This is a genomic window from Prosthecobacter sp. Pr1, assembly GCF_057652315.1.
Window position 1 is genome coordinate 1 of the sequence record NZ_JBYFBS010000018.1, and the last position, 26,298, is coordinate 26,298.

Here is a 26,298-nt window from a genome sequence, read left to right on the forward strand (position 1 = left end):
CTTGGTTTCCAAACACCCGTTCATCCACCCTGTCCTCCGTAGCAGGCACTGCGTAGGACGGACGTCAACAACCGTAAACCAGTCATCCTCCGTAGCTTTAGTAAGGATGGACCGTCAACTGCCCCTTCCCCCCTACTTCCACACCCCCGCCGCCCGCAGCACCGTCTCATGCACGCTGATGTCATGCGCCGCATCCCACGCCAGCTTCTTCTCCCCGCGCACCACCTTCGCCAGATCCGTAAACTCTCCCGCATACCGATCCTTCGGCACCTCCAGCTGAAACGACTGCACCCCCTTCTTGTAGCTCCCCCGCGCCTTCGTCAGCGACAGATTCACCTTCCCGCTCTCCATCGGCACAATCTCAAACGTCCCCTCCGTCCCGGTCACATTGAATCTCCGGCGCGGCCCGCCAAACGGGTCCGCATGATTGACCCGCACCACCGCCGTCGCCTTCGCATACTGCAGCACCGCCATCTGGTTGTCCTTCACCCCATCACTCTGCGTCGGCGTCGAAAAAGCAGTCACCGCTTGCGGCTTGCCCAAGATCGTCGTCACCGCGTCGATCACATGGCAGCCCAGCTCAAACAATCCGCCGCCCGGCAGCGCGCCGATGATCCCCCGCTGCTTCGCATCCCCCAGCTTCCCCATCGCCGCATCGATCTCCGTGATCTCTCCCAGCCATCCTTCGCGCACCGCCTGAAACAGCAGCTCAAACGCCGGATTATAGCGCAGCATATACCCCATCTGCACCGTCAGCCCGCGCTTCTCCGCCTCCAGCCGCATCGCCTTAAATTCCTCATGCTTCAGCGCCCCCGGCTTGTCCAGATGCACATGCTTCCCCGCCTCGATGCACCGCAGCGCCGTCGCGCACGAGTCCTCCATCCGCGTCTCCACCGCCACCGCCTTCAAATCCGGCGTGCCTAAAAGCTGCGCCTCCGTCATCAACGGCACCCCCTCATACCCCTTCTCCGCTACGACCCCCACCACCTCCCAAAGATCCTTCAAGGCACGCATCGCCGCCATCTTCCCCGCCGCATGCGCATGCTCCGTCCCGATCTGCCCAATGCGCAATCGACCACCACCGCCACCAGCGGCAAAAGCAGTGGAACCACAGGCGAGGAGAAAAGCGCGTCGTTTCATCATAAGAGTCCCTCTCAAACGCCACGAGCGCCCTGTTCTTCACACCAAGATCCGCCGCAAACCACGAACCGTGGCGAAAGCAGCAGCTCCATTTGGAGTGCGGTCGCGCAGCGAGGAACGAGCGCAGCTACCGCTTTCCGCAGGCAACTCACCTCACGAACACCACAAAACACTCAAAAGCATCATCCAGCGCCGCCGCATGGATTCATTGCCACCCCTTTCACTCGGAAAGCTTCATCACCACAATAACCGGCAGCTGCACCGGCAGCGTCACCACATCAAAAGCCCCTGCCGCAATGCGTTCCCCGGGAGAGACGCTTCCTCGGAACGAGTTGCGAAATTCCAGCCCGGCACTGGCACAGCTGCTCAGATTCAGACCAGCCACGACGACAAAAAGAGAGCGGATAAGTTTCGTTTTCATGATAGAGAAGATACCCACCTCCCGCCAATCCCCTCATTGACCCTCTGCATGCTTGCATTGCCACGGCCAATCCACTCATTGGCCGTCCATGCACGCCCCACTGCTTTCATGCAGGCTACGCCATGCTTGAAAGCCTTCGTTGAAAACCCGGCACAAAATCACAGCAGCCCCTGCCTCCTCCTCGCAAGACGCAAAACCTCAGAAAGCGCGTAGCGCTGGCATAACGGTAGCCGTGGGCGCCAGCCCACAGAACGGCTCCTGTGGAACCGCGTAGCGGTGACACAAACCACCGCCACTCCCTCAATGTGCGCACCCACGATCAAACGGACCTCAGGGCTTCTTCACCTCAGGCTTCAGTTCCGTCAGCACCTCCTCCATCTGTGCCGCCGTAAGTTCCAGATCAATCGTGCCCCGCTCCTCCGCATGCCACAGGCTCACATTGAGTCTCTTGACCCACTCTTCATGTGTGGTTTTCAGCAGCTCATGCTGCACCACCGGCGTCCACAGACGGAGATCAAAGCCTTGGGACTCGTCCGCTTGCAAAGCAAAGCCCTGCCCCTGAGTGCGATTCCACGCATACTCGCGCCGCTGCGGCCCAAGATCGTGCGCCTCATTCTCGCGCAGTTCAGGATCTTCCAGCACAAAAAGAAAGCCGTCCGCCAGCGCTTGTCCGCGTGACACCGCAGGCCTGTGTTCCCGGGGAGGCAGAGCCAGTGGATAAACCCGATGCAGGCAACCCTTGGACTCCCACGAGCCAAACGAATAAACAAACGGCGGGAACTCAACTCGCAGGCCCGGGCGCACTGGAAAGAGGACCCCTTTCGACCACAGCTCCCTCAAAGGAACGCTGCCAATGCGCCGCATCTCATGCACCGCCAGCCGCAGCCGCCAGCGCGCCGGCATCGTTTTCGGGTCAAGGCGCAGCGGCTTGAGGGCCTCCTGAATTTTGAGCCTCCCGTTGTAGACCCCGGTGTTGTTCAAATGATGCCGCCACAGCGTGGTTGGCGCACTATGTTTGAGCAACACACGCAAGTGATCAAGGTGCAGCCAGGAATCATAGCCATTGGTATTCGGCACCAGATCACTATAGCTGCCCAGCGGCGGCCACTCCTTTTGCCCCTCGTTGATCGGCGCTAGGTCGATCACACTCGCCACCTCATCTTTGCTCAGTCCCGTGATGCGCAGCGTCGGCCACAGCGCACGCCCCGGCATCTTGTCCGCAGGATCCGCCTTGCCAGTTTTCACACCCAGTTTTTTGGCTGGGTAATACAGCGGCGGCGGAGTGATCCAGTCCACGCTCCACATCGCCGAGACAATCGGCGCCTGCATCAGGCTGATGACCAGCAGCGCCGCTGCCATCGCACGCCGACGCGGCACCGTCGCGAGCCACCACGCAGTGATCGCTCCAAGAAACGCCACCACGCTGGCAACCATGTGGCCGCAAGTTCGCAACTCCTCCACTGCCGCATCTTTTTTGGCTGGCTGCCACATGGCCTGCACCATCGACTCACCACCCGTAAGCCACAGCCCGGCAATGAGCACTCCCACCACGGCGATGGCGATGACCTGCCGCGTCGTGCTCGTCAGAGCCGTGAGCGCACTCACCATGCCGATCACCAGTCCCACGCTCAGCATCAGCCCGCTGCCAAGCGCCAGCCACGCTCCCATGCCAAGCTGAAAGCCAGCCCATCCCGTGCTCTCCACCATCAGCAGCGGCAGCACGATCCCACAGCAAAGAAACGCCAGCTTGCCCAGCCAAAGCGCCACCTGCCCCACCGGCCGCGTCAGCGTCGCACAGTCCGTGTTCGAAGGCGAGTCACCACGGATGCACAGCCAGGCCACAGTCGCAGGAATCAGCACCATCATCAAAATCGAAAACTCACCAAAGGCGTAGTCGAATTGGGCGATGTCCCTGACGGCGATGCAATAACGATGCAGCAGAGTCGCCGCGATCCATGCCAGGATCCAAACCCAATGATGCCGCCACTCCGTGCGGAATTGATGCATGATGCGAAAGAGCAGGGTTGCAGTCATGGTTTGCGGAGCCTCCAGGCACGTTGTTCCGGCAGGTACTCAAAGTCAGCCACCTTCAGGTGCCGGTAGCGCGGCCACTGTTTGTCGGCGTCCACCTTTTCCTGCCAAAGCTTGGTGTCATCGGCCTTCAGCAGTTTGGGGTAGGGCATGCTGCAGCCGGGAGACGGCGCATCTCCTCCCAGGGCCATCCACCGTAGGCAGACCTCCAGTGCCTCGCTGCTGCCATACTCGGCGGCTGTTTCAAATCGCATGGCCGTCCAGTGGTTTTCGTTCCTCAGGGCGGGGACGTCTTGCAGGATGGCTTCGCGCGCGTTCGCCTCCAGCCGCGGACGCAGGGCAGGAAACTTGTTGAGCGCCTCATAGTCGTGGTCCTGTCCTTGTCGCCGCAGCTCCTGCATCAGCTTTTCCAGCGAGGCTTCATCCCCCCATTTCAACAGCAGGTCGTCGATCCCATGCGGCAGCCTTGGCAGAGAAAGCAGGCGCGGTTGCAGGCGCCGTGCGGGCTCACTCCAGCCTTTGCGGATGATCGTATCCGTCAGCACCGTGTTCGTCATCACTTGATCAATGATCGTGTCCCTCTGTTCCTCAGTGAGGTACTCATCCAGCAGACTTTTCGGCGGGTAGTTGTTCCAGCCAGGCCACAGTTCAGGCGGCAGTTCCAGCATGAGCGCCAGATGATTCTGCAGCAGCGGCCGGAAGGCATCCCCCACTTCTTTGAGCGCAGCCTTCTTGTATGCCACACCCGTCGCGGCCACAGTCGCGAGCAGATCATAAAGATAACGCCGCGCCTCGGCTTCCGAACTCTCCGCCGTCGGCGGTTTCAAAGTAGCGAGCCGTTCTTGAAAAGCTTTCACCTCGCGCCCCACATAAATATGCTGGTCATACAAACGGTGCGTGTCGTTTCTTGGCGGATGATCAGCCAGCCTTATGTCCGGCGATTTCCATGTCCACTTCGTGGTGCCAAGAAACCGGCTGCGCAGCAGAAGGATCCTGCACTCGGCGATATCCACGTTCGCATCCTCACCGTCCGCATAGTTCAATACGCCACGCCAGCCGAGACGTTTCGCCTCCCGGCTCCACCCTTTGTCTCCAGCGCGGGTCGGCTGCTGCTTTTGAAATGCCGGCTCCACCCAGACCAGATGTCGTTGCGGAGAATACAGCATCACCGCAGTGTCACCAAATCCCCCTCTTTGAGGATCATGCGCGCTTACATGCAGATCCACGCTCAAGCTTCCGAGACTCGTCGCACCATTTTCATTTTGATTTTGATTCACCTGCAGAATCCGCATCGCATTCCCGTCAGACTCCCCATGCGCTCCTGCTTGCAGCGGCAGATCCAGCGCGATCTCACGCTCATACCAGTCGATCTCATAGTCTGTCGTGAGGCGCAGCGGTTTCTGCGGATCTGGATACGGCGGCTTAAACTCGCCCAAGTAGCTCTGAAAGTTGCTGTATATCCCCCATTGCGAACGATCACTGCTCGTCGCGAAGAGAGTGCCTGCCGGAAACAAGTCGCGCAGCACACTGTCCATCGCCATCAGGGTCTGATAGGGCAGCTGAAAGTTGTTTTTCCGGCTGCGCCAGAAAAAGGGCGGCTCGGAACGCGTCATCTTCTCCCCCTGCGCAACCACACTGGACTGCGGTCTCAGTTGTACCGACACACGGGGATCCTGGCTCTGCGTCCGTATCGGCACAAAGATCGTTCTCTGCCGCTCCTCCTCAAACCCGGTGAACTCAAGCAGGCTCAGGTCGATGTCCACCTTCAGCTCAGGGGCCAGTTCACTCGCCCGCGCTTGATCTTGCGAAGGGTCTTGTTCATTCCATGGCCATAGTCGGCCCGTCGTCAGGCATAGCATGCCAAGGCTCAGCATCATGAGAATCCGCCGCCGAAAGGTCCTCACGCACCCATTCTGTTGCCGCCACGCCATCCTCAGGATGCCCGCGGTAAATACCATCGCCGCCACATTCATGCCCCACCGGTTCTGACTTCCATCCATCGAAACATTCGCCCAGTTCAGCGCAGCAAATTCCACCATTCGATTCGCGACATACATCCCGGCGGCAAGGCATCCCAGCGCAGCCCAAAACTCCCCCCGCCGCCACAGCGCCGTCATTGGTACCACCCACGCCGTGAGCTTGAGTGTCTCCACCGCCTTTCCCCACGTGCCTGTCACAATCTCCGCCGCTGGACGGTGTGAAAGCAAAAGATAGAGCGCGTTTTGCAAAACCACCGGCACCACCAGCAGCAGCAGCCACAGCGCGATCCGCGCCTGCCAATACGCACGCATGGGCAGAGGCCGCGTACTGATAAAGCTGCGATCACTCCCCGGCTTGTCCTCAGGGCATGATCCCATCAAGGTCATCCCAGCCACCATCAGTACAGTCGGCAAATAGCTCAGCCACACCGGCACATCCTCTCCCGCCTTCAGCGGCAGCAGCCATTCCAGATTAACCGCCAGATCCAGCGCCAGCAGCACCAGAAACGCCAGCCAGCGCAGCCGCAGATAATAAAACTCTTTGCGGAAGTGATGAAGTGTCATAGGCCAGATGAATTAAAATCCGAATGCCGAGCCCTGTCTCTTGAGACGCAGCCCCGCTGACCAAATGCCAGTTGGCAAGTGCTGGCTTGGCTGTTAAAATGCCCCCATGAAGGCTCTCGAAAATTCAGCCCTTCCCACCTTGTCCCAAGACGAGAGGTACGCTGCCATGGTCGAGAAGCTGAAAAAGCTTGGCGTTCGAGTGGCCCCACGAACCGCATGGAAACAATCGTTTGGCAGCATGGAAGGCAGCGAGCATTTCGACGAGGCTGTTCGCCTCGGTGCGGAGTGGCGCGAACAAGTGAACCGCGACGATTCTTAAGTCCGTAATGTTCCTCCTCGACACCAATCACTATTCTGAATTCGTTCGGAAAAGTGCTGCGGGGCTTCGATTGAGAGATCGAATGGACTTGTCCCATGTCGATGACTTCTTTCTTGCGATCATCACTCCTCAAGAGGTCCTCAAAGGCTGGCTCGCTGAGATTCAGCCTCATCGGCAGTTGGATCGCGGCGTGCGTTCTTATGCGCAGTTCCAGGACAGCTTGGCTGACCTGCAACGATGGACCTGTCTTCCTTGGAGCGCAGATTCCGCTGACATCTTTGACGGCTTGAAATCCTCCAAGCTCAATATCGGCACTCTCGACATGCGCATCGCTTCCATCGCGCTCGAATACGGTGCCACGATTCTCACGCGAAACCTCATTGATTTCGTGAAGGTCCCCGGCCTGCATGTTGAGAACTGGTTGGATTGAAAGCATATCTCATTTCCCTTCCAGTCGGTAAGCCCTCGCCAGCGCCACAAAAATCTCCCGCAGGCTCATCGGCCGCACTTCATGATGCGCCGCCGCCGGCATCGCCTCCCGCAGTGATGCCGCAAATGCCTCATCACTCGCAAACCGGCTCGCCGTAAATCTCAGCATCCGCCCCGCCTGCTCCGCATGCAGCCAGTCGTTCGGCAGATTCACCGGCGCTTTCGCCTCGTCCGGCAGCACCACCTCGATCGCACGAAACCTCGCCTGCAAACTGTCGCTCGTCTCATCCAGCGCTAGCTTTCCGCGATTGATGATCGCCACCCGGTCCGCCAGCCGCTGCACTTCCTCAATGTCATGCGAAGACACAAACACCGTCCACCCCTCCTGCTCCGTCAGTTCCAGCAGCCCGCGAATAAACTCATCCCGCACCAGCGGATCCAGCCCGCTGAACGGCTCATCCAGCACCACCAGTTTCGGCCGGTACGCCAGACTGCTCAGCAGCGCCGCCTTCATCCGCATCCCACGCGACAGATCCTTCAGCTTCGTCCCCGTCGGCAGATCAAACTGCACCATGAGCTGCTTCTCGAAAGCCGCATCCCAGTTCGGATACAGCGGCCGGCAATAATCAAAGAACTGCTTCACCGTCATCCACAGAGGCAGCTCCATGTTTTCAGACACATAACCAATCTGCGTGAACTGCGCCGGCCCCAGCTTCCGAGAATCCCCGCCCAGCACCTCAATCCTTCCGCTGTCCGGCCGGTGCAAATTCAGCAGACACTTGATCGTCGTGCTCTTGCCCGCGCCATTCGGCCCCAGAAACGCCGTCACCTGCCCCTCCGGCACCTCCAGGCTTAAACCAGCCACAGCTTCAGTCTTGCGGAAGCGTTTATGCAAATCGGTGATCGTGATCATAGACTTTTGAGATGCTGAATGACTTGGTTGAGCGTGAGATTGAGTTCCGCCGCCTCCTTGAGCAGCGCCCGACATTCCGGCGTGATCTGCGCCAGCCGTTCCGCGAGGTCCGGCTGATCCGGCACCGTCACCACCATCCCGATGCCCGGCCTCGAATTGAGCCATCCCGCATCCTTCAGCAGCAGCACCACCTTGTGCGCCGTCGTCGGGCTGATCCGCAGTTCCTGGCTCAGCGTCCGCACACTCGGAAACGCATCCCCCGCCCTCATCTGCCCCGTTAAAAGCGCTTTGCGCACAGCCCCAAGAATCTGGTCAGAGACCGGACTCCCATCCTGAAGCTGGATCGAAAAAGGCAGCATACGCGAAGTGTGACCACTGTAACAGCACATCTATTACACCTGCAAGCAAAAAACGTTGTAGCGATTTTTTTCCCAGCCAACACCCCCATCTTACCAACCCTCACACCACCTCAATGCTTTCTTATTTTTAGGTAAACCTCAAATGAGAACTGAATAGTTAAAAATAAATATAGCCAAGTATCGCAACGATGACAGCCCTGGGTCTTTGAGATCAATTAACTCAGCGCGTTTTTGCTGCCGTCCTTTAAAAGAAAGATCTCAAACAGCGACTGAATCCGGCAATAAGTCAGCAATCTGGTAGCGGCATTTAAGCTCATTTCCTGTGAAGGGCTGCCAGATACGATCAAACTGAAAACGTCCGGCAACAATGCCACCAGATATTCCTAACTTTTTAGCTAATTCGCGACCGGCAGCGACGGGCATCTTGCCTCCGTGTTCCACTCTCAACTTTCTAATCTCTTCTGTTGGAATTAAGAACTCTCGAGCAAACTGATTGGCATCAATTTCCAAAGCATCCTCTCGCCCCTCGTATTCCACCAACCACTCGCGCTTCAATTTGCCTTGTAGCACATGACGCGCCTCATGAAAGAACGTGAACCAAAAGTGACCATCGTCTTTGTACCTCCCTGTCTGAACGATCAGCGCGCACTTATCATTCAACTGACGAGCCGCACCACTAGCATGAGTTCCTGCCAATTCTGGGAGGAGGACGTAGGCCACCCCACATGCATTACAGGCCATACGAATTGTCTCAACCCATTGGTTAACAGGCATGGTTGTAGCCTTTCTTAGTTTCTCCAGCGTTTCTTTGAAAGCTTCCTCAGTATAAGGCGCGCAGATCTGTTTCCGCCCTTCTATTTCAGCCATACGCAGCCAAGCAGCTAATGCTTCTGGCTCACTTTGAAGTTTTGGCGACTTGCGATAAGCTGCCACAGGGCCACTCCATGTCTCACGCCACCCGGATACAGTAGCACACCCGAAGAAGCGTAGTATTTCCTCCATGAGCTCGTGCCTGCTCTTTGTCCGTGACAACCATCCGCGCTTTTGCATGGCCGCCACCGGCAGGCTGCCGAGCCACTCCTCATCAACTTCCAGTTTTTCGGCAGCTCGCTGGCGAGCCAAATGTTCGCGATAATTGCTTTCCATTCCGTTCCAAAACGAGGCCGGAATGCTAAGGACGCGTTCCAGTTCCAAGGCAGTGTCAGCAGTCAAAGCAGCTTTGCCTTGAATAATCTCGTTGATAGTCTTGATCGGTCTACCCATCCTCCGAGCCAGTTCGGATTGCGTGAGACCCATCTCACCGATGGTCTCCGCAAGCGTCTCTCCAGGAGGTGAGGCGTAATCGGGTTTGAAAGGGGGGCTCATGTATATCGTATGTCGTGCGTGTTGTTTCTCAGGGGTAGTTAACCACCTCGAAAATAGTAACTTCTGTCACTGAGGTCCAGTCTAGTTCGCCATCCTTCGGCCTGGCAGCTGGCTCGTTGGCGATCAGAAAAATAAGCGAGTGAGATGGGTCTACAGTAATCGAAACTTGTCCCTTACGTTCGCCCAAAAGCTCATTGGCGCGCAGCTGTGGCAACACGCGCAGATCCGCCAGACATCGAGCGCCTTTCACCTCGGAAACGCGCCGCACGAGCATGCGGCCTAGCTCCACCCCGTAGGATCGCGTTAGTTCCCTTTCCGAGGAAAACTCCTTCTGTAGTTTATTGTTTCGGAAATGAATGAGCATTGGGCGTGCTAGCAAAGAAAGACCTTCAGCCAGAATCATCATGGGCGCAACAAATTTAACCCTTCGGGTTAAAACCGTGTTGACTACTGCTTTAACCCAGTGAACCCTTCGACTCGTGAAGCTTTTTACACAGCAACACAAAAAAGCCGCCTCCGCATTAACGGAGACGGCTCATTCCGGCCGCTCCCCGGCACGGATCACTCCGCCCGTTTGGAACAGCCTTGAGTCTTTTGGACGACTGCTGGCAGCTTCCTGGCAGACTGGCCGCGAGTCAAGCTCAGAGCTTGGAAGGGAGAACTCTCAAGACTAGAAAGGAACCTCCCCCACCATGGCAACAGATGCTGAAGGAATGCGCGGCTACCGCTCGCGCAACCAGGACGGCGAACTGCGTGACAAACGTGACGACACCCATGTCGGCACGATTGAAAAGCAGTATGGCGTGGATTTCGGCGTGCGTAGCGATATGCACCTCGGAACCCTCCTGGAACGCACCGGACAGGAATCCCTCAATGACCTCCTTCACGGAGGCAAGGGACGCTAGGCCAATCCCCGAAGCGGCGGCACAGAAATGTGCCGCCGCTTTTTTGTGCCCTTAAATCATTCACCACCCCCACCTCACCCCCTCCTACTTCCCCTTCCTCCCACCCCTCTTCGGCTTCGCATAGCTCACACTCTTCCTCTGCGCCGGCAGCGCCCCGCTATCATCCGCATTCAGCCCCGCACGCTTCTTCAGCTCACGAATCTGGTCTCGCAGCAGCGCCGCGCGCTCATACTCCAGCTTCATCGCCGCCTCCGCCATCTCCTGCTCCAGCTCACGGATCGTCTCCGTGATCGCAAAATCACCACCCCCTTCGCGCACCACGCTCTCCTCCACCTCGCGCGCCTTGCCCAAAATTTGCAGACTCTCCTGCACCGCACGCTGCACCGTCTGCGGCGTGATCCCATGCTTCTCATTATGATCCGTCTGCACCTGACGCCGATACCCGCTGATGCTCAGCAGCGCCCGGATGCTCTTCGTCTCAATATCCGCAAACAGCACCACCTCCCCGTTGATGTGACGCGCCGCGCGCCCCGACGTCTGAATCAGCGACGACTCGCTCCGCAAAAAGCCCTCCTTGTCCGCATCCAAGATGCACACCAGGCTCACCTCCGGCAGATCCAGCCCCTCACGCAGCAGATTGATCCCCACCAGCACATCGCAGTCCCCCGCACGCAGGCTCCGCAGAATCTCCACCCGCTCGATCGCATCGATGTCGCTGTGCAGATACCGCACCTTGAAATCCAAATTGCGCAGGTAGTCCGTCAAATCCTCCGCCGTCCGCTTCGTCAGCGTCGTCACCAGCACACGCTCCCCCTTCTCAATCCGCTGCCTACACAGCTCGATCGTCTCATCAATCTGCCCCTTCAGCGGCTTGATCGTGATCACCGGGTCCAGCAGCCCTGTCGGCCGGATGATCTGCTCCACCACGAGCGTCCGCCCCTTCGTCGTCACATCAAACTTCTCAATCGGCTCCGCGCTCCCGCTGATCCGCACCGTCCGCGTCATCGGCAGAGCATCCGTCACCTTCGCGATGTAGCTGGTATTTCCCACCACACTGTTCTCAATCTCAAACCTCGCCGGCGTCGCGCTCACATACACCAGCTGCCCCACCTTCCCCATGAACTCCTCAAACCTCAGCGGCCGGTTGTCCAGCGCGCTCGGCAGCCGGAACCCATGCTCCACCAGCACCGTCTTGCGCGACTTGTCACCCTCATACATCCCGCCTATTTGAGGGATCGTCACGTGGCTCTCGTCGATAAACATCAGCGGCGGCTCCTTGAAGAAATCCAGCAGCGTCCCCGGCGTCGCCCCCGGCGCACGCCCCGTCAGGTGCCGGCTGTAGTTCTCGATCCCCTGGCAGAAGCCCATCTCCTGCATCATCTCGATGTCATACTGCGTCCGCATCTTGATGCGCTGCGCCTCCAGCAGCTTCCCCTCCTTCTCAAACCACGCCACCCGCTCCTCCATCTCCTCCCGGATCTTCACGATCGCCTTCCTCAGCTTGTCCCCCGGCGTCACAAACTGCTTCGCCGGAAAAATCGTGTAGCTCGGCATCTTCAGCGTCACCGTCCCCGTCAGCACATCCACCGCGCTGATCCGGTCGATCTCATCCCCAAAAAACTCAATCCGGATCGCCTCGTTCTCCAGATACGCCGGCACCACCTCGATCACATCCCCGCGCGCCCGAAACTTCCCGCGCGTCAGCTGCACATCATTCCGCTCATACAGCATGTCCACCAGCCGTGTCAGCAGCGTCTCCCGCGTCATCTGCATCCCCACGTTCAGCGGCAGCATCATCCCCTCATAATCTTCAGGAGAACCCAAACCATAGATGCACGACACACTCGCCACGATGATCGTATCCTGCCGCGTAATCAGCGCCCCCATGCTCGAAAGCCGCAGCCGTTCGATCTCATCATTCACCGCGCTGTCCTTCTCAATGAACGTGTCCGTCCGCGCGATGTAAGCCTCCGGCTGGTAGTAGTCGAAGTAACTGACAAAGTACTCCACCGCGTTCTCCGGGAAGAAATTCTTAAACTCCGAATACAGCTGCGCCGCCAGCGTCTTGTTATGCGAGAACACCAGCGCCGGCCTCCCCACCTCCGCGATGATGTTCGCCATCGTAAACGTCTTCCCCGACCCCGTCACCCCCATCAGCGTCTGGTGCCGGTTCCCCGCACGCACAGACTTCGTCAGCTTCGCAATCGCCTGCGCCTGATCCCCCTGCGGACTATACTCTGTATTCAGCCGAAAAACGGACATGGTAAAGCTTACGTACAGCAGCGGGCTCAGCGATGCACCGAATAAATCACGCCACCAGCCACTCACCCAGGCAGGCTTTTGTGTTTCCCAGGATGCCATGCCCCCAGGCAGCTAGGGATGCGCTGTGCGCGTCCGGAGAATCCTTCGTCCCAGCGTAACCTGCCGACTCAAAGCGCTCCCCTTTCCAAACGCCTCCGCCTTCCGCTGTCGAATGCCCCAAGGTCGGCCACATTGGAGAAAGCACAGTTTCGCCACTCCACTCTGCATCACATCAACCCCAAAGGGGTTGCATATCATAGCGAAGGGTTGCCGAGCCTCAGCGAGGCTACCCTGGTACCCGCTCCGAAACACCCCACGCCCACCAGAAGCGTCTGCAAAGAGCACCGCCTCGCTCAAAGAACGCCGCCAGCTCCAAACCCCACGAGCAACACTATTAATCGAGTGCCCCTCGCCTTCAGAGATCAGACCCCACAGATCTCACTGCGGCTTTCCAATCCCTGCATACCCTCCGCCGCTTGAGCGAAGGGGGCGGTATAAAACTCCGCCTGTTACGACATCCCCGAACCAATCTCGCTCGGCGCAGGCAGATCCGCCGGATCCACTTCCTCCACCTTCGCAGCTGCAGCCACCGGGTGCACATAGCGCTGGCGGTACTCCTTCCAGGAGATCAGCTTGCGGTCGCTCTCATCCCAGATCCGCAGATTCATGCACTTCAGGCTCTCCCAGAACGTCAGCGGCTTGATCGAATAAAACAGCGGATGCGAATTGTGGCACTTCTCCAGGTAGTAGTTCGGAATCCGTGAGCTCAGATGGTGCACATGGTGGAAGCCAATGTTCCCCGTGAACCACTGCAGGATCTTCGGCAGCTTGTAAAACGAGCTCCCCTCCAGCGCAGCCGTCGTGTAGTCCCAGTCCTCACGGTGCTCCCAGTACACATCCTCATACTGGTGCTGCACATAAAACATCCAGATCCCCGCCATCCCTGCAAACATCGTCACCGGCAGCTGCATCAGCACGTAGTTCTTGAAGCCAAACAAATAGCTCAGGCCCACAATCATGAGCACCAGCGCCACGTTCATGATCATCACCGACTTGCGGTCCTTGCCCTTCGCCCGTGGCGATGGAAAACGCTGATGGATCAAAAACAGCGCCAGCGGCCCCACCACAAACAGCGTGATCGGATTGCGCACCAGCTTGTAAAAGAAGCGCCGCGTCGGGCTCGCCTCCTGGTACTCCTTCACCGTCATCGTCCAGATGTCCCCGTCACCACGGCGGCTCAGGTCACCCGACGTCTGGTGGTGCACCGAATGCTGCCACGTCCAGTGCAGATACGGCGTGAAAGTCAGCATCCCGCTGATGAAGCCCAGCACGCTGTTCGCCCGCTTCGACTTGAAAAACGACCCATGACCGCAGTCATGAAACATGATGAACACACGCACCAGCAGCAGCCCCGCCACCGCCGCGATCGCCAGCGTCACCCAGTAAGAGGTGTGGCTCAGGCTCCAATACATCGCATACCAAAGCAGGGCATACGGGACGAAAGTGTTAACGATCTGCCAGGTGGCACGCGGGATCGAAGGAACCGTAAAAGGGGCGACAATTTTTTTCCATTCGGAAATCGTGGCCTGGGGCTTGGATGATGTCATCTCAGGGGCGCTGGTCATAGTTGGGTGGAGACTTCTTATATACCACATTTCCAGCATTCGTCCCACACTCAATTTGTTAAAAAACTCTCATTTATGGCGAATTCTTGACAGTTTCTTGCCATTTAAACTACTCAGATTGAGCCAACTAAATCTTCCACCCCGTCCTCGCACACCCCACCCCTCTTCGAAAACTCGCGTCAGCGTCCCCGGACTGCGGCGCTTCAGCGCCGCTTTCGCAGGCCTCCCAGCGCACGCCCACCCAAACCTCCAAACACCACCCCGCTCCGATGCCACCCGCCGCATGGCCCCTCCGCGCCCCCCTGCCCACGCAATAATCATCGTCCGGATTTTCTGAATCCTTATCAGCGTCATATCAGCGGTTAAAACCTCTGGTCCTCGCCGTAGAATCCCCTGCCAAAGCCCCCCTCCGGAACATTCCTCTGCCAACCCATTCCTCTGCCGAATTTCAGCGCGTCCGCAATCTAACCGCCCGTTGTTCACGTCCCTGAACCCACTCCCGGTTTCAGTGTATTCCGTGTATTCCGTGGTTGATCCCCTCTGCCTCCGCCCCCTCTGCCTCTCTGCGGCAAAAACGAACGTCCCATCGTCACCCATTGACCGGTCCAACGATCCTAATTCGACATGATCAGCGTCAAATCAGCGGTTAAAAACCTCTCCCTCTGGCCACGAAATCCCCCAGGCCAAAGCCCCCCCTCCGGAACATTCCCTTGCTCTCCATTCCCTTGCTAAATTTCAGCGCATCCGCGCCCCCATAGCCCTCCCCCCCCAAAAAAAAACCGGACGGCACCACAGCACCGCCCGGCAAAAAAAAGTACTCAGTCTCAGCAAGACCTCACTTCACCTTGATCAGCTCCACATCGAAAATCAGCGCCTCATTCGGCCCGATGTCACGCCCCGCGCCACGCGGGCCGTACGCCAGCTTCGAAGGAATGTAGAAGCGATACTTCGACCCCTCCTGCATCAGCTGCACACCTTCCGTCCAGCCCGCGATCACGCGGTTCAGCGGAAACTCGATCGACTCCTTGCGGCGGTAGCTGCTGTCAAACACCGTCCCATCAATCAGCGTCCCCTCGTAGTGCACCTCCACCGTGTCCGTCGCCTTCGGGCTCTTCCCCGTCCCCGGCGTGATCACCTTGTACTGCAGACCGCTCGCGGTCACCGTCACGCCTTCCTTCTTGGCGTTGTCTTCGAGAAATTTTTCACCTTTGGCAAGAGCGATGTCGGACATGGAATGTGGGTAGATGGGGGTTGGTAAAACAGGAACCCAAACCCTAGCACCCCCCTCCCACTTGTCGACCCCCGATTGCCACCCGCTCAACACCTCAAAAATCAACAATCCTTGCTCATCAATCCTCAATCACGCACGCCCAGGGCCTCCTTCATCCGCCTGATGCACGATCCCTCCTCTGCATGGCTTCCCTCGGAGTTCGGAGCACCTCACAAAAAACGCCTCCATCTCAAATCTCCGTGAGCCACCTTCAATCTCTGCCCCCTCTGCCTCTCTGCCCCTCTGCGGCAAACCGAACCTCCCCTCGCTGCCTTCCCCCCATCTCTACAGTGCACGTCTCTTTATCCCCGCATCGCCAGCCACACTGAGCTCTGCCCTTCGAGCTTGGACATTCGTCATTCGGATTTCCTCATTCGTCATTCCCCCCATCCCCCTCCGGCCTCCGGCTTTTTCCTCCCTTTTTGCGCCTCTTTGCGGCCAATTCATCCCCTGTTGCTAAATCCCGCCCCTCCCTAAACTCCCCCCCATGAACCGCGAGCGCCTCCTCTCCCAGCTCTCCGCCCACTCCGGCCCCTTTGACATCGCCATCATCGGCGGCGGCGCCACCGGCCTCGGCGCCGCAGTCGATGCCGCCTCACGCGGCCACTCCGTCGTCCTCATCGAGCAGTCAGACTTCGCCAAAGGCACCTCCTCCCGCAGCACCAAGCTCGTCCACGGCGGCGTCCGCTACCTCAAGCAGGGCAATGTCTCCCTCGTCCTCGAGGCCCTCCGCGAGCGCGGCCTCCTCGTACGCAACGCCCCCCACCTCGTCCACAGCCTCCCCTTCGTCATCCCCAGCTACCACTGGTGGGAGGGCCCCTTCTACGGCATCGGCATGAAGGTCTACGACACCCTCGCAGGCCAGCTCGGCCTCGAGCCCTCACGCTCCCTCTCCCGCGAGGACATGATCCAGCTCCTCCCCACCCTCGAAACCGAAGGCCTCTCCGGCGGCGTCGTTTATCACGATGGCCAGTTCGACGACGCCCGCCTCGCCATCCACCTCGCCCGCACCGCCGTCAATCACGGCGCCATCGTCCTCAATCACACCCGCGCCTGCGGCCTCATGAAAGAGAAAAACGGCCACATCATCGGCGTAAAGGCCGAGTGCGTCGAATCCGGCTGCCAGTACGAAATCCGCGCCCACTGCGTCATCAATGCCACCGGCGTCTTCGTCGATGCCATCCGCCACATGGACGACTCCCAGGCCGAAAACATCGTCGCCCCCAGCCAGGGCGTCCACCTCGTCCTCCCCCGCGAGTTCCTCCCCGGAGACTCCGCCATCATGATCCCCAAGACCGACGACGGCCGCGTCCTCTTCGCCGTCCCCTGGCACGGCCGCGTCATCATCGGCACCACAGACACCCCCGTCCATCACACCTCCCTCGAGCCCCGCGCCCTGCCAGACGAAATCGCCTTCCTCATGCAGCACGCCGCACGCTACCTCACGCGCGATCCCCACCCCTCGGACGTCCTCAGCGTCTACGCCGGCCTCCGCCCCCTCGTCGCCATGAAGGAAAAAGACGGCCACTCCACCGCCGCCCTCTCCCGGGATCACACCATCCTCGTCGCAGACTCCGGCCTCATCACCATCACCGGCGGCAAATGGACCACCTACCGCCGCATGGCCGAAGACGTCATCGACCACGCCGAAATGGTCGGCGGCTTCGGCATGCGCCACTGCGTCACCCCCAGCCTCATGATCCACGGCTCCGCCACCGTCCTCGATCAGCACGATCCCCTCGCCGTCTACGGCAGCGATGCCGCCGAGATCCGCGCCCTCGCCGCCCAGCAGCCCGAACTCGCCGGCAAAGTCCACCCCTGGCTCGATGTCACCTGCGCCGAAGTCATCTTCCACACCCGCCACGAAATGGCCTTGTCAGTGGAAGACGTCCTCGCCCGCCGCAGCCGCAGCCTCCTCTTCGATGCCCAGGCCTCCATGTCCGCCGCCCCAAGAGTCGCCGCCCTCATGGCCACCGAACTCCACTGGACCCCCGCCCGCACCGCCCACGAAGTCGACCACTTCCAAAAACTCGCCATCGGCTACATTTTGGAGGGGTGAACGCAATGGGTAGCGCGAGTTGTCCCCAACCCACCTCCGTCAAAGCGCATCGCGAATGCGCCAGCAAAGTAGTCCGCACCTGCGCAGCCCCGAAGGGAATCCTCTGTGCGGCGCTCCGCCACATCCCCAGCCTCGCGCCACAACACATCCAGCATCCAGCCAGTCCCCCCTGCCATCGCGGCCTGAAGGGCCGCCGGACTCAGCCCAGGGCGCAGCGCAGCAAGCCCTGGGTCACGACATCACATGCCCCTTTCAACCGAAGGTCGCACCCTGAAGGGGTGCGGGAAATCCCCGCCTGTCCCAGCAACCGCTCTAACCCTCTAACTCAGCACGCCCGACCCCACTACTTAACCGGCCACTACCCCAGAAGCAAACCAAGCGCAGCCTCACCCTGTAGGAACATCAAATGCTAGAACACTAACAACCATCTCCCGAGATGGGTCGTTTTTATGAGACAGAACATAGCGGCTTCTAGTTTCACCCTCGATATTCAATGAACGCTTGAAGTTCGGATGCGTTGGAATCGTGTCTTTTATCGCATTGAGCACAGCAGTAAAATTCTTGTTCCGATTAAAAATAATCAAAGCCACTTTGGTATCTCTCCAACTGCTATAGCTCAAAACTTGGTCAACGGTCTCCAATAGTTTTTTCGGTCCTTCCCAAAATTTACATTCTCCAATGAATATGTTCTGGCCGTCCACTCGAACAAGAATGTCGGTCTTTCCTTCATAATTGAACGTCTCTCCTGTGGCCTGTCCTTCGTAGTGGCCGTTTAACTGCATTAAGAAATGAGTGCGCAGAGATTCTTCATCCATGCTCTTGAATGCACTTGGGCTGCGCTCCATGACGACCGTCATGTCACCGAGCACTTTCAAAATGTGCTCATAATCATCGTTGGGAAGAGCGGGCTCAGGCTTAAAAGCTTGAACGGTTTTCCTGATCTCAACCTCAGGCTTGAGCTTTCTGCGAATAGATGGCGGAGCGTAAGTGCTCGGCTGGCTGGTTCTCGGCCTCAAAGGAAATCCCAATTCTCCCAGTAAATTTTGGTCAGCAAGCAGCTTCGTTTTTCTCCCTTCTATTTGAGGGCGAAAATTTTGAACAATTGAATTATTAAAGCTCCGAAAATCAGATTCCAAGCACCGCAAGTAGCTTTCGATTTCAGCTAATTGACGATCTATCGATGTTCTAACAATTTTTGGATCCAATCTTTCGTCAACAAATTTTAAGATAAGATTTTGGTTTTGAACGACGCCTCTTGGAGGCATTGATGTAAATGTCGAAGGACGTATTCTAAACACTTCGGCATCTCCCACAAACGGGATCGTCACCGCAACTTCTGTTCCTTTAATAAAAAATGGCCCGGGTCTTATAAAAAGACGATTTCTGTCGTGAGACACGTCAATGTCTACCTCCTTCTGTTTCACATGAATGCCGTCTTTATCCAGTGAAGGAACTTCGACCCAAAAGCGTTTCTTCAAATCATCGCATATGTCGTCAATAGGCGTGCTTAAAATTGTATTCGGGCCAATCAATCCAATTTCCTTTTGAAGGCGTACTCTCTGGCTTTCCAGAACTGAAAAACAATCAACATTCGAAAATAGATAATCATTTTGGCTCATATCTTAAGATGATATTTAAACATATCACATCTGAATATTTATTCTAGATAATATTCTGCATGTTGATTTTGACAGTATCGTGTTTTCGGAAAGTAATAAAAACCGTCCACTGCCATTGTCCTCCAAATTCAGATTGTCTTTACTGTGTCAGTTTCAATTCTGGATGCATGTTAAACAAGTTACGTCGACAATCACGCATTGCATCAGCACCCTTCTGAAAGGAAGAGTCAATTTGTGCCGCCTCGGAGAGTCGCGATACAAGCTGGGTCATCAGAACCAATTTATCTTCCGGAGATGTCGCTTTAGCTAGCAGCGCATATACATCCCGGATTTTTCTTGCCCGTGTAAACGGAACTTTGGAGCCGATTTTTGTCCTAACAACACCGGTGATGTGCTTTGGAGTAATGGGCGAGTAGCTCTTGATTTTATGCCCAACCAATCCTGCTTCCCATAGAATAGGCTTCACCTGACTATTTAAAAAACTACGTCTGGCTCGCTTGCCTGAAAACGTAAGATCATCCACGTAAAGGGTCATTTTCAAACCATGCTCTTCTGCACTTTTGTGGATTTTGTCGAATATGTCTTGGTGTGACCAATAGGATAAAAGCAAGGAGAACGGACCACCTGTTGGAAGGTGTCCGTTAACAGTATTAAGGTCGGTTAGAATTTCTGCAACATCAGGCGAGCAATCGAGTGTCTGTTTAAAGAACTGATAAATTCGCTCTCGTTTGCAACTTGGGTAGAAAGATTGAACATCAATTGTGCAAACCCACTCATGTGAAGAATGGTTTTCAGCATTGGTCTTGTAACTTAATCCTTTCAACCCTGCCTGAACATACCCAGGATGAGTAACTCTCTGAAGCAGGCGATTCAGGCGCTTATGAATTGCTTTAAGTTCTGGAATCGGGTCCTGCACTTGGCGGGGTTTCTTCCCGGCCTTCGGACGACAAAGCCGAAGCATATACGCAGAGTCCCCTAGATTTTGTGTACGTTTTAATGCTGGCAAGTCAGTTTCGAGCACTTCAGCAAGTCGCTTTTTGCTCCGAATTCCGTAGATGTGACTCTTTGAGATTGGATAGCTTACTTGTAGAGGACTAGCCATCATCATCAAGTTTTGTTCTTTCGTTGAACCAGTCCAAAATCTTGAATGCTTTTTCGGCGACTGATCGACGTAAAGAAGCTGTAGGAGTAGACTCAATCGAAGAGCCATCTTGTAATTCCGCCAATAACATTACGGACGAAAGAGGCATTTTAAATGACTGCGCATAACGATTCAACACATCCAAACTCGCGGGCCGAGTACCACTCTCCAACTCAGAAATTACTGATTTTTTAAAACCCAAGCGTTCAGCGGCTTCGACTTGTTTCAACCCGTGATACTCCCGCAACAAACGTAATGCTGCATTGAGTTGAATTGATTCTTTTGATTCCTTCATTTTCATTTGGAGGAGCGCTAATGACGATCGAACATCTCAATACCTCTGATGATCAAGGAAGCTGTGCGGAGCACAAAGTCCCAGAACCATCGGTTGACGACCAGCTTTCGCAGACTCCTGAGGAGTCCACGTTTTACTGATCGAATAGCGCCCCGCTTCGGTGGTGGCTTTGCTTTTATTTTCATGGCTGTGTTTTGGGTTAGCCTCAGCGTGATTGCTGAGGACGGCCCCTGAACCCAAACATTTAGCGCCATGAACCAGGTAACGAAGCGGGTAAACCTCCAACGAAACGCCGAGCGAACGGCCCGCTCGGCAATATCTCCTCACCGCACCAGACATGCCGCGTCGCCGCGCCAGAGCCTGTGGGGCTTGGAAATGGAGGGAGCACGAAGCTCCCACGAGTTCTTGCGAACTCCAATTTTTGAAGAGGCCTTTCCTGGATACCATCACGGCACCACATTGCATGGTGTGGAAAATAGCCGCAAGTAAAAGTTCGCAACTTTGTGAACTTTGTTCAGCCTGGACGGCAAAGCCACCCAGCCAAAAAAAACAGAGCCGCCGCACAAAGGCCGCTCAACACAGCCAAGCCACTCGCTTCTCCCTCACGTCCCCTGGATCACCTCCCCATCCAAAATCAGCGCCTCCTTCGGCCCGCTCTCCCGTCCCGCCCATCCGGGTTGACTGCGCTCCGCTTGCCCTGCGGGCAGCCTTCGGCTGTCTGTCTCACTTCGTTCGGCTCCGTGTATTCAGTGTATTGATTCGCTTCGCTCACCCTCCGGGCTTCTTTCAGTCGTCTGTTTGCCTTCGGCTATCTCCGCTGCGCTCCGGTTCGCTCCGCTCGGCTCCGTGGTCAATCCACTCCGACGGCATTTCCCCGCTGTCACGTCCGACCCCCGGGAGAACAGCTTCAACTCATCTCCTCTCTGCGTGCCCTCCATGAGGTTCCTCTGATCCGTGCTGGTCGTGTCATCCGTGGTTAAAAATCTGGACGCACCAAAACCTCCTTCGACCCGCTGTCCCGTCCCCTCCATCCGGCTTCCGTGTATTCAGTGTATTCCGTGGTCAATCAATCCGGCGATTCCAGAACCCTTGCCTCATCAGTGTCAGTCAGTGTCCCATCAGTGGTTAAAAAACTCCCCCTTCAAAACTGCTCCCTCACAAATTCAATCTCTGCCCCCTCTGCCCCTCTGCGGCAAAAACGAACGCCCCATCGCCCTGGCTCGATGGCCATTGACAAACCAAGCCCATCTTCGATTTTCCCCCATGCCTGCCACCATTCCCGCACCCGAGACATGGATCCGCTCCATCGGTGATTTGCGCCTGCCGCCCGAGACGGACCGGCATCTGCAGGAACTCATGGACCGCAACAACGACGGCCTCCTGCAGCCCGCGCAAAAGCAGGAGCTCGCCGCCCTCGCCGCATGGAGCGAGGAAATTTCCCTGCTCCGCGCCGAGGCCCTCCAACTCCTCGGTCGTCGGCCCGCATGAGCTACCCCAGCGCTGCCTGAAGCTCCAGGATCAGGCTCGCAACGAGTTCCTTCCGGTCACGGAACAAATCATCTTCCTCAAACGCTGGCCTGAAGCGGCCCTCAAGACGGTTGATGTCTGCGGTAAGCGTTCGCAGCCGCTCAATCGCCTCCAGCTCGAACTCCGCGCGAAAGTGCGTCGCCAGGAAATGTACGTCATACAGATCGCGCGCCGTCGTGCGATTCTCCATCGCCCGGGTCTTTTGTTCGATGAGTCGCCCAGCTCGGTAGGTGCGCACGCCTTCGCGTTCCACCACATCCGCGTCGGCCACGACATCACGGCATGACACCTCCACCTTCAACCGTCCCTGCACCGCCGCGCACTCATACTCGATCCGGTAGCGTTGCACGGTTTCCGTGTCCTTCGTCCGTGTGATGCGCAGTTGCTGCGTCAACGGGCGCAGCGCATGCTCGATGCGGCTTTCAAGGTTCAGTTTCTTCGGTGCATCGAAGTCCAGGTCTTCCGAAAACCGGTCCAGCCCGTAGCACAGCAGCAGCGCCGTGCCACCCTTCAGCACCAGCGGCGTCTCCTGCACGGCGCGCAAGACTTCACGCATGATGCGCACGTGCAGTTGCTGGGCAGCAGTGAAGTTCATTGCAGCGCCAGCCATTCGTCCAGCAGCCGGATTTGCGCAGCCTCCAGGCGCTCACGCAGCCGCCCAATCTCCACTCTTAGATGCTCAGCGTCAGTGTCGGCATCCGAGTAGTCATCAATGAGCAGATGATCCGGACGGCGGCCTTGCTGGAGATTACCCAGCAGCAGATCAAGGAAGGCGCGATCACGGTTCGCCGCATAAAAAGTGCTTCCCGCAGGCAGTGGCACACCGCTGCCGCGCAGAATCGCCGCGCACTCCCGTACTCCCGCCGTTCCCAGCAGCGCCGACGTGTCCGGGAAATTCCGGCCCGCGATGCGGAAGCTCGCCCGCCCTTCCAGAAACGTGTCCACGAAATGCCAGTTCACAAACGCAGCCTCCCCGTCCGGGATCGTCATGGCAGACGTCCCCGTAAGATAATGCTCAGGTGTGGTGGCTGGCAGCACAGTCATGCCAGCAGTCTGCCACACCTCCCCAACCCAGCCAAGGCCCAAGTTGGCAGAGCCCCCCCCGCCCCTGACACACGCCGACAAGGGGTGCCTGAACCCCATCCACAAAAATCCTGAAATTCTGCCATCCTGTTAATCCTGTCCAAATCTTCTCCAAATCATCCCAAGCCCACCCAAACCGCAACCAACCTGCAAGATTGCCGAATCCGACACACAAAAACGCCCTCTGTCACTCCCCAGTGCCATGACGATTCTTGACCTCCATCCTCACCCTCTACCCCCTCATGGTGCCCCCTTAACCCCCACCGCTTTCTCCCAGGCTGCCACCTCCTCCGGCACCGCCACCCCCGGATCGGCGGCCTGCACGGTCTTCCAGGTCTTGAGGGCGAAGTCAGCCATGTACTCCAGAAAATCCGGCTCAAGTTTGGACGAGGGCTCGGCCAGCGTCTGGCGCCAGGCATCCCGGGCGTGCTTGAGGGCGTTCTCAAAACGCTTCTGGCGCAGCCGGATGCGGCTCATTTCCCTCAAATCATCCAAACGGTTCTTATAGGTGGCGTTGTGCTCCGCGTGGTTCTCATAGAGCTGGTGGTGCAGCTCCCAGGCCTCATCGAGATTCCCGGCGGACTCCTGCGCCCCCGCCAGTGCGGCCAGCGCGCGGGTCATGTAGGTTTCATTGCCTCCCTGCTGCGCCACGCGCAGGCCTTCCTTGGCCGCGGCAAGGGCTGCCTCAGGTTGCTTCAAGCCGCAGTACGCGGCGCTCTGCGTCTCAAACGCGACCTGCATGTCCTCCCGCAGGGTGTTGGCGCGTGCATCCTCCTTGGAGATGGCCGCCGTGCGCTGCTTGATGAGTTCGATGGCCTCATTCGTGTGCTGGATGGCCTGATCATGCAAACGGGCGTGATTTTCGATTTCCGCCAGCCAGATGAGCTGATGCGGCAGATTGGGGGCGTCCAGCTGCTGCTGCTTGAGGCGCTGCACCACGATGCCATGCATTTCAGCGGCACGCGCATGGTTGCCACGATGGATCATGAGTTCCACCAGCCGAATATCAAACTCCCACTGATGCTTCCCGATATCACCATCCTTCTTGGCTTGGGAGACACATTCCAAAATCTGCTTCTCAGCCGCATCAAACTCCCGGGCCGACTCCAGCGCCTCGGCATGGGACATGAGAATGCGGTGCAGCGCCACGCCACTGAGTTCCTTTTGGCGCGCTTCCGCCACCGCCTCGGCACTGGCCTGCGCCGCGTCCTTGCCACGGCGCAGCTTCGTCCATGCGCGCACCAGCATGCCCTGCGCCCGGAACCAGTTCTGGCTGCCACGCCCCTCATGCTGCTCGATGTGCGTGCGCAGGGTCTTGAGCAGATCCACGGCCTCGATCCGGGACCCGTGATCCACGGCCATGATGAGGTGCTGAAAGGCAGCCTCACGCGCCGCTGGATTTTCGGGCCCCAATCGTGCAGCGGTGAGCTCCGCTGTGCGTCTTAGTGCACCCAGAGACAGCTTGCGGTCGCTCATGAGATCGAACAAACGCGCCACCTGGCCCATGAGCTCGATCTGCAGATCCGGGTCCTCGTGCATGTCTTCAATGCGCTGCTGGCTGGTGATGAGCGCCAGCCGCAGGGCCTCGGGGTTCCTGCCATTGCGCACTTCATCGGCCACCTCCCCGAGCAGGCCGGTGAGGAAGGTGGCGGACTCACGACTGCGCAGCGCCTCGGACTCGGCCCGTGCCTGCGCCTTAAATGCGAGCTTTGCCTGCCAGATGGCGACGCCCGCGCCATTCACCAAGGCCAGCACACTGAAGCAAGCCGCTGCAAAAGCCACGCGATGCCGTCTGATCCAGCGCGAGGCGATGTAGGTCTTGCTGGGCGGATGCGCGGAGACGGGTGCGCCATCGAGGAAGCACTGCAAATCGGCGGCGAATTCGGTGGCGCTTTGGTAGCGGCGCTGGGGCTCTTTTTCGAGAGCGCGCAGGGCGATCCAGTCGAGATCCGCGGGCAGCTTGGACACATCCATGCGCCTCTCTTGGGCGCATGACGGCGCAGCAAGGATCGTGGTGGTGAAACTGGTGGAAGGACGCGGCGGATTTTTGTCGCGCACGATGCGCCAGAACTCCTGGCGGGTCTGGCCCTGCCGGGTGAGTTCGGCAAAGGGCGGGCTGCCGGTGAGCATTTCGTAGAGCACGGTGCCCAGCGCGTAGATGTCGCTCCGGGTGTCCACACTGCCCACGTCTTCGATCTGCTCCGGGGACATGTACTGCGGGGTGCCGAGCACGAAATTCGCCTGCGTGGCGAAGGTCATGGCCTCGATGCCGCCAGAGGCGAGCGCCTTGGCGATGCCGAAGTCGATGATCTTCGGCATGGGCCGCCCATCCACCTCGGTGACGAGGATGTTCGAAGGCTTGAGGTCGCGGTGGATGACCCCCTTCTGGTGCGCGTGCTGCACGCCACTGCATACCTCTCGGAACAACGTGATGCGCTCCCGCAGCGTCAGATGGCGCTCTTCACAAAACGCGGTGATGGGCCTGCCGCGCAGCAGTTCCATCACAAAAAAGGGCCGCCCGTCCGGGGACATGCCCGCATCCAGCATGGTGGCGATGCAGGGGTGCTCCATGGCGGCGAGCATGCGACGCTCCTGATCAAAGCGGGCGAGGATCTGGCGCGAGTCCATGCCGCGCTTCAGGAGCTTCAGTGCCACCTCACGCCGCACGGGGTGCGTCTGTTCCGCGCGCCAAACGAGGCCGAAGCCGCCTTCACCGAGCTTTTCGATCAGCCGAAAGTCGCCCAGGACATCGCCGGGCTTTTCATCTCCCCTTTCCAACGGTCCATCCCCACCGTCGGGTGGGGTAGCTGAGAAATCTGTGGAATCGGGAGGCATGGAGTAACGCTGAGTATCCTTAAGAACGCAGCATGATCCACCAAATCATACAGCGCGATACACCAAATCATGCTGCGAGTACTTTGCTGCATTGACCAAGCCCCTCCTCGCGCTTCAC

Annotated in this window: 21 protein-coding genes and 1 pseudogene; 5 read left to right on the forward strand and 17 right to left on the reverse strand. The window is 57.9% G+C overall.

Annotation, left to right across the window (positions count from 1 at the left end; all coding sequences use genetic code 11):
* Positions 1-132: 132 nt before the first annotated feature.
* From AC24GY_RS22925 to AC24GY_RS22940, 4 genes are all read right to left on the reverse strand, one after another.
* Positions 133-1,143, reverse strand: a complete 1,011-nt coding sequence (locus AC24GY_RS22925) for a Gfo/Idh/MocA family protein (RefSeq protein WP_487687628.1) — start codon at positions 1,141-1,143, stop codon at positions 133-135.
* A 217-nt stretch (positions 1,144-1,360) separates the two neighbouring features.
* The gene (locus tag AC24GY_RS22930) at positions 1,361-1,561 is read right to left on the reverse strand and encodes a hypothetical protein (protein ID WP_487687632.1); all 201 of its coding nucleotides are present in this window, start codon (positions 1,559-1,561) and stop codon (positions 1,361-1,363) included.
* Between the two features lie 330 nt (positions 1,562-1,891).
* The gene (locus tag AC24GY_RS22935) at positions 1,892-3,595 is read right to left on the reverse strand and encodes an MFS transporter (protein WP_487687635.1); all 1,704 of its coding nucleotides are present in this window, start codon (positions 3,593-3,595) and stop codon (positions 1,892-1,894) included.
* Entirely contained in the window at positions 3,592-6,135 is a 2,544-nt protein-coding gene (locus AC24GY_RS22940) for a hypothetical protein (RefSeq protein WP_487687638.1), read from the reverse strand. The genes AC24GY_RS22935 and AC24GY_RS22940 overlap by 4 nt, the downstream gene beginning before the upstream one ends.
* A gap of 106 nt (positions 6,136-6,241) precedes the next feature.
* On the opposite strand from AC24GY_RS22940, the gene AC24GY_RS22945 reads away from it, so the two are divergent.
* The gene (locus tag AC24GY_RS22945) at positions 6,242-6,454 is read left to right on the forward strand and encodes a hypothetical protein (protein ID WP_422315172.1); all 213 of its coding nucleotides are present in this window, start codon (positions 6,242-6,244) and stop codon (positions 6,452-6,454) included.
* 7 nt (positions 6,455-6,461) lie between these two features.
* A complete protein-coding gene (locus AC24GY_RS22950) occupies positions 6,462-6,884 on the forward strand; it encodes a type II toxin-antitoxin system VapC family toxin (protein WP_487687640.1) in 423 nt (140 codons plus the stop codon).
* Positions 6,885-6,893: 9 nt separating this feature from the next.
* Here the strand turns inward: AC24GY_RS22950 and AC24GY_RS22955 are convergent, their stop codons facing one another.
* From AC24GY_RS22955 to AC24GY_RS22970, 4 genes are all read right to left on the reverse strand, one after another.
* Positions 6,894-7,796, reverse strand: a complete 903-nt coding sequence (locus tag AC24GY_RS22955) for an ABC transporter ATP-binding protein (RefSeq protein WP_487687643.1) — start codon at positions 7,794-7,796, stop codon at positions 6,894-6,896.
* Positions 7,793-8,155, reverse strand: a complete 363-nt coding sequence (locus AC24GY_RS22960; protein ID WP_422315178.1) for a GntR family transcriptional regulator — start codon at positions 8,153-8,155, stop codon at positions 7,793-7,795. The genes AC24GY_RS22955 and AC24GY_RS22960 overlap by 4 nt, the downstream gene beginning before the upstream one ends.
* 258 nt (positions 8,156-8,413) lie before the next feature.
* On the reverse strand, positions 8,414-9,520 hold the full coding sequence (locus AC24GY_RS22965; RefSeq protein ID WP_487687646.1) for a HigA family addiction module antitoxin: 1,107 nt from the start codon (positions 9,518-9,520) through the stop codon (positions 8,414-8,416).
* Positions 9,521-9,548: 28 nt separating this feature from the next.
* Positions 9,549-9,926, reverse strand: a complete 378-nt coding sequence (locus AC24GY_RS22970) for a hypothetical protein (RefSeq protein WP_487687648.1) — start codon at positions 9,924-9,926, stop codon at positions 9,549-9,551.
* 286 nt (positions 9,927-10,212) lie between these two features.
* Here AC24GY_RS22970 and AC24GY_RS22975 point away from each other — a divergent pair, with 286 nt between their 5' ends.
* Positions 10,213-10,425 (forward strand): hypothetical protein, encoded by a 213-nt coding sequence (locus AC24GY_RS22975; protein ID WP_487687651.1) that lies wholly within the window; start codon positions 10,213-10,215, stop codon positions 10,423-10,425.
* A gap of 84 nt (positions 10,426-10,509) precedes the next feature.
* On the opposite strand, the gene uvrB is transcribed toward AC24GY_RS22975, so the two are convergent.
* From uvrB to bamJ, 3 genes and pseudogenes are all read right to left on the reverse strand, one after another.
* A complete protein-coding gene (uvrB, locus tag AC24GY_RS22980) occupies positions 10,510-12,687 on the reverse strand; it encodes an excinuclease ABC subunit UvrB (protein WP_487687653.1) in 2,178 nt (725 codons plus the stop codon).
* A gap of 548 nt (positions 12,688-13,235) precedes the next feature.
* On the reverse strand, positions 13,236-14,351 hold the full coding sequence (locus AC24GY_RS22985) for a fatty acid desaturase (RefSeq protein ID WP_487687656.1): 1,116 nt from the start codon (positions 14,349-14,351) through the stop codon (positions 13,236-13,238).
* Between the two features lie 835 nt (positions 14,352-15,186).
* Positions 15,187-15,573 (reverse strand): annotated as a pseudogene (gene bamJ, locus AC24GY_RS22990) (BamJ family beta-barrel-assembly machinery protein); the annotation flags it as partial.
* A gap of 535 nt (positions 15,574-16,108) precedes the next feature.
* On the opposite strand from bamJ, the gene AC24GY_RS22995 reads away from it, so the two are divergent.
* Positions 16,109-17,680, forward strand: coding sequence for a glycerol-3-phosphate dehydrogenase/oxidase (locus tag AC24GY_RS22995; RefSeq protein WP_487687658.1), 1,572 nt, complete (start codon positions 16,109-16,111; stop codon positions 17,678-17,680).
* A 386-nt stretch (positions 17,681-18,066) separates the two neighbouring features.
* Here AC24GY_RS22995 and AC24GY_RS23000 read toward each other — a convergent pair whose 3' ends face one another.
* The 3 genes from AC24GY_RS23000 to AC24GY_RS23010 all read right to left on the reverse strand — a co-directional run bounded on the left by AC24GY_RS23000 (position 18,067) and on the right by AC24GY_RS23010 (position 20,741).
* Positions 18,067-19,299 (reverse strand): hypothetical protein, encoded by a 1,233-nt coding sequence (locus AC24GY_RS23000; protein ID WP_487687661.1) that lies wholly within the window; start codon positions 19,297-19,299, stop codon positions 18,067-18,069.
* Between the two features lie 139 nt (positions 19,300-19,438).
* Positions 19,439-20,320: a reverse transcriptase family protein gene (locus tag AC24GY_RS23005; RefSeq protein WP_487687663.1), complete on the reverse strand. Its 882-nt coding sequence runs from the start codon at positions 20,318-20,320 to the stop codon at positions 19,439-19,441.
* A 73-nt stretch (positions 20,321-20,393) separates the two neighbouring features.
* On the reverse strand, positions 20,394-20,741 hold the full coding sequence (locus tag AC24GY_RS23010; RefSeq protein WP_487687665.1) for a helix-turn-helix domain-containing protein: 348 nt from the start codon (positions 20,739-20,741) through the stop codon (positions 20,394-20,396).
* A 1,257-nt stretch (positions 20,742-21,998) separates the two neighbouring features.
* Here AC24GY_RS23010 and AC24GY_RS23015 point away from each other — a divergent pair.
* Positions 21,999-22,223 (forward strand): hypothetical protein, encoded by a 225-nt coding sequence (locus AC24GY_RS23015; RefSeq protein ID WP_377168438.1) that lies wholly within the window; start codon positions 21,999-22,001, stop codon positions 22,221-22,223.
* A 1-nt stretch (position 22,224) separates the two neighbouring features.
* On the opposite strand, the gene AC24GY_RS23020 is transcribed toward AC24GY_RS23015, so the two are convergent.
* From AC24GY_RS23020 to AC24GY_RS23030, 3 genes are all read right to left on the reverse strand, one after another.
* A complete protein-coding gene (locus tag AC24GY_RS23020; RefSeq protein WP_487687669.1) occupies positions 22,225-22,857 on the reverse strand; it encodes a nucleotidyl transferase AbiEii/AbiGii toxin family protein in 633 nt (210 codons plus the stop codon).
* On the reverse strand, positions 22,854-23,306 hold the full coding sequence (locus AC24GY_RS23025) for a hypothetical protein (RefSeq protein WP_487687672.1): 453 nt from the start codon (positions 23,304-23,306) through the stop codon (positions 22,854-22,856). The genes AC24GY_RS23020 and AC24GY_RS23025 overlap by 4 nt, the downstream gene beginning before the upstream one ends.
* Positions 23,307-23,585: 279 nt before the next feature.
* Positions 23,586-26,180 carry a protein kinase domain-containing protein gene (locus AC24GY_RS23030; RefSeq protein ID WP_487687674.1) on the reverse strand — a complete coding sequence of 865 codons (2,595 nt, stop codon included), beginning with the start codon at positions 26,178-26,180 and terminating at the stop codon, positions 23,586-23,588.
* Positions 26,181-26,298: the final 118 nt, after the last annotated feature.

Excerpts from the sequence above, each read along its gene's own strand:
- AC24GY_RS22965 (WP_487687646.1), bottom strand. The coding sequence starts at position 9,520 with ATGAGCCCCCCTTTCAAACCCGATTACGCCTCACCTCCTGGAGAGACG.
- AC24GY_RS22940 (WP_487687638.1), bottom strand. The coding sequence starts at position 6,135 with ATGACACTTCATCACTTCCGCAAAGAGTTTTATTATCTGCGGCTGCGC.
- AC24GY_RS22950 (WP_487687640.1), top strand. The coding sequence starts at position 6,462 with ATGTTCCTCCTCGACACCAATCACTATTCTGAATTCGTTCGGAAAAGT.
- AC24GY_RS23020 (WP_487687669.1), bottom strand. The coding sequence starts at position 22,857 with ATGAACTTCACTGCTGCCCAGCAACTGCACGTGCGCATCATGCGTGAA.
- AC24GY_RS23000 (WP_487687661.1), bottom strand. The coding sequence starts at position 19,299 with ATGAGCCAAAATGATTATCTATTTTCGAATGTTGATTGTTTTTCAGTT.
- AC24GY_RS22945 (WP_422315172.1), top strand. The coding sequence starts at position 6,242 with ATGAAGGCTCTCGAAAATTCAGCCCTTCCCACCTTGTCCCAAGACGAG.
- AC24GY_RS22995 (WP_487687658.1), top strand. The coding sequence starts at position 16,109 with ATGAACCGCGAGCGCCTCCTCTCCCAGCTCTCCGCCCACTCCGGCCCC.
- AC24GY_RS23010 (WP_487687665.1), bottom strand. The coding sequence starts at position 20,741 with ATGAAAATGAAGGAATCAAAAGAATCAATTCAACTCAATGCAGCATTA.
- AC24GY_RS22925 (WP_487687628.1), bottom strand. The coding sequence starts at position 1,143 with ATGATGAAACGACGCGCTTTTCTCCTCGCCTGTGGTTCCACTGCTTTT.
- AC24GY_RS22955 (WP_487687643.1), bottom strand. The coding sequence starts at position 7,796 with ATGATCACGATCACCGATTTGCATAAACGCTTCCGCAAGACTGAAGCT.
- AC24GY_RS22975 (WP_487687651.1), top strand. The coding sequence starts at position 10,213 with ATGGCAACAGATGCTGAAGGAATGCGCGGCTACCGCTCGCGCAACCAG.
- AC24GY_RS22930 (WP_487687632.1), bottom strand. The coding sequence starts at position 1,561 with ATGAAAACGAAACTTATCCGCTCTCTTTTTGTCGTCGTGGCTGGTCTG.
- AC24GY_RS22960 (WP_422315178.1), bottom strand. The coding sequence starts at position 8,155 with ATGCTGCCTTTTTCGATCCAGCTTCAGGATGGGAGTCCGGTCTCTGAC.
- AC24GY_RS23030 (WP_487687674.1), bottom strand. The coding sequence starts at position 26,180 with ATGCCTCCCGATTCCACAGATTTCTCAGCTACCCCACCCGACGGTGGG.
- AC24GY_RS22985 (WP_487687656.1), bottom strand. The coding sequence starts at position 14,351 with ATGACCAGCGCCCCTGAGATGACATCATCCAAGCCCCAGGCCACGATT.
- AC24GY_RS22970 (WP_487687648.1), bottom strand. The coding sequence starts at position 9,926 with ATGATGATTCTGGCTGAAGGTCTTTCTTTGCTAGCACGCCCAATGCTC.
- uvrB (WP_487687653.1), bottom strand. The coding sequence starts at position 12,687 with ATGTCCGTTTTTCGGCTGAATACAGAGTATAGTCCGCAGGGGGATCAG.
- AC24GY_RS22935 (WP_487687635.1), bottom strand. The coding sequence starts at position 3,595 with ATGACTGCAACCCTGCTCTTTCGCATCATGCATCAATTCCGCACGGAG.
- AC24GY_RS23015 (WP_377168438.1), top strand. The coding sequence starts at position 21,999 with ATGCCTGCCACCATTCCCGCACCCGAGACATGGATCCGCTCCATCGGT.
- AC24GY_RS23025 (WP_487687672.1), bottom strand. The coding sequence starts at position 23,306 with ATGACTGTGCTGCCAGCCACCACACCTGAGCATTATCTTACGGGGACG.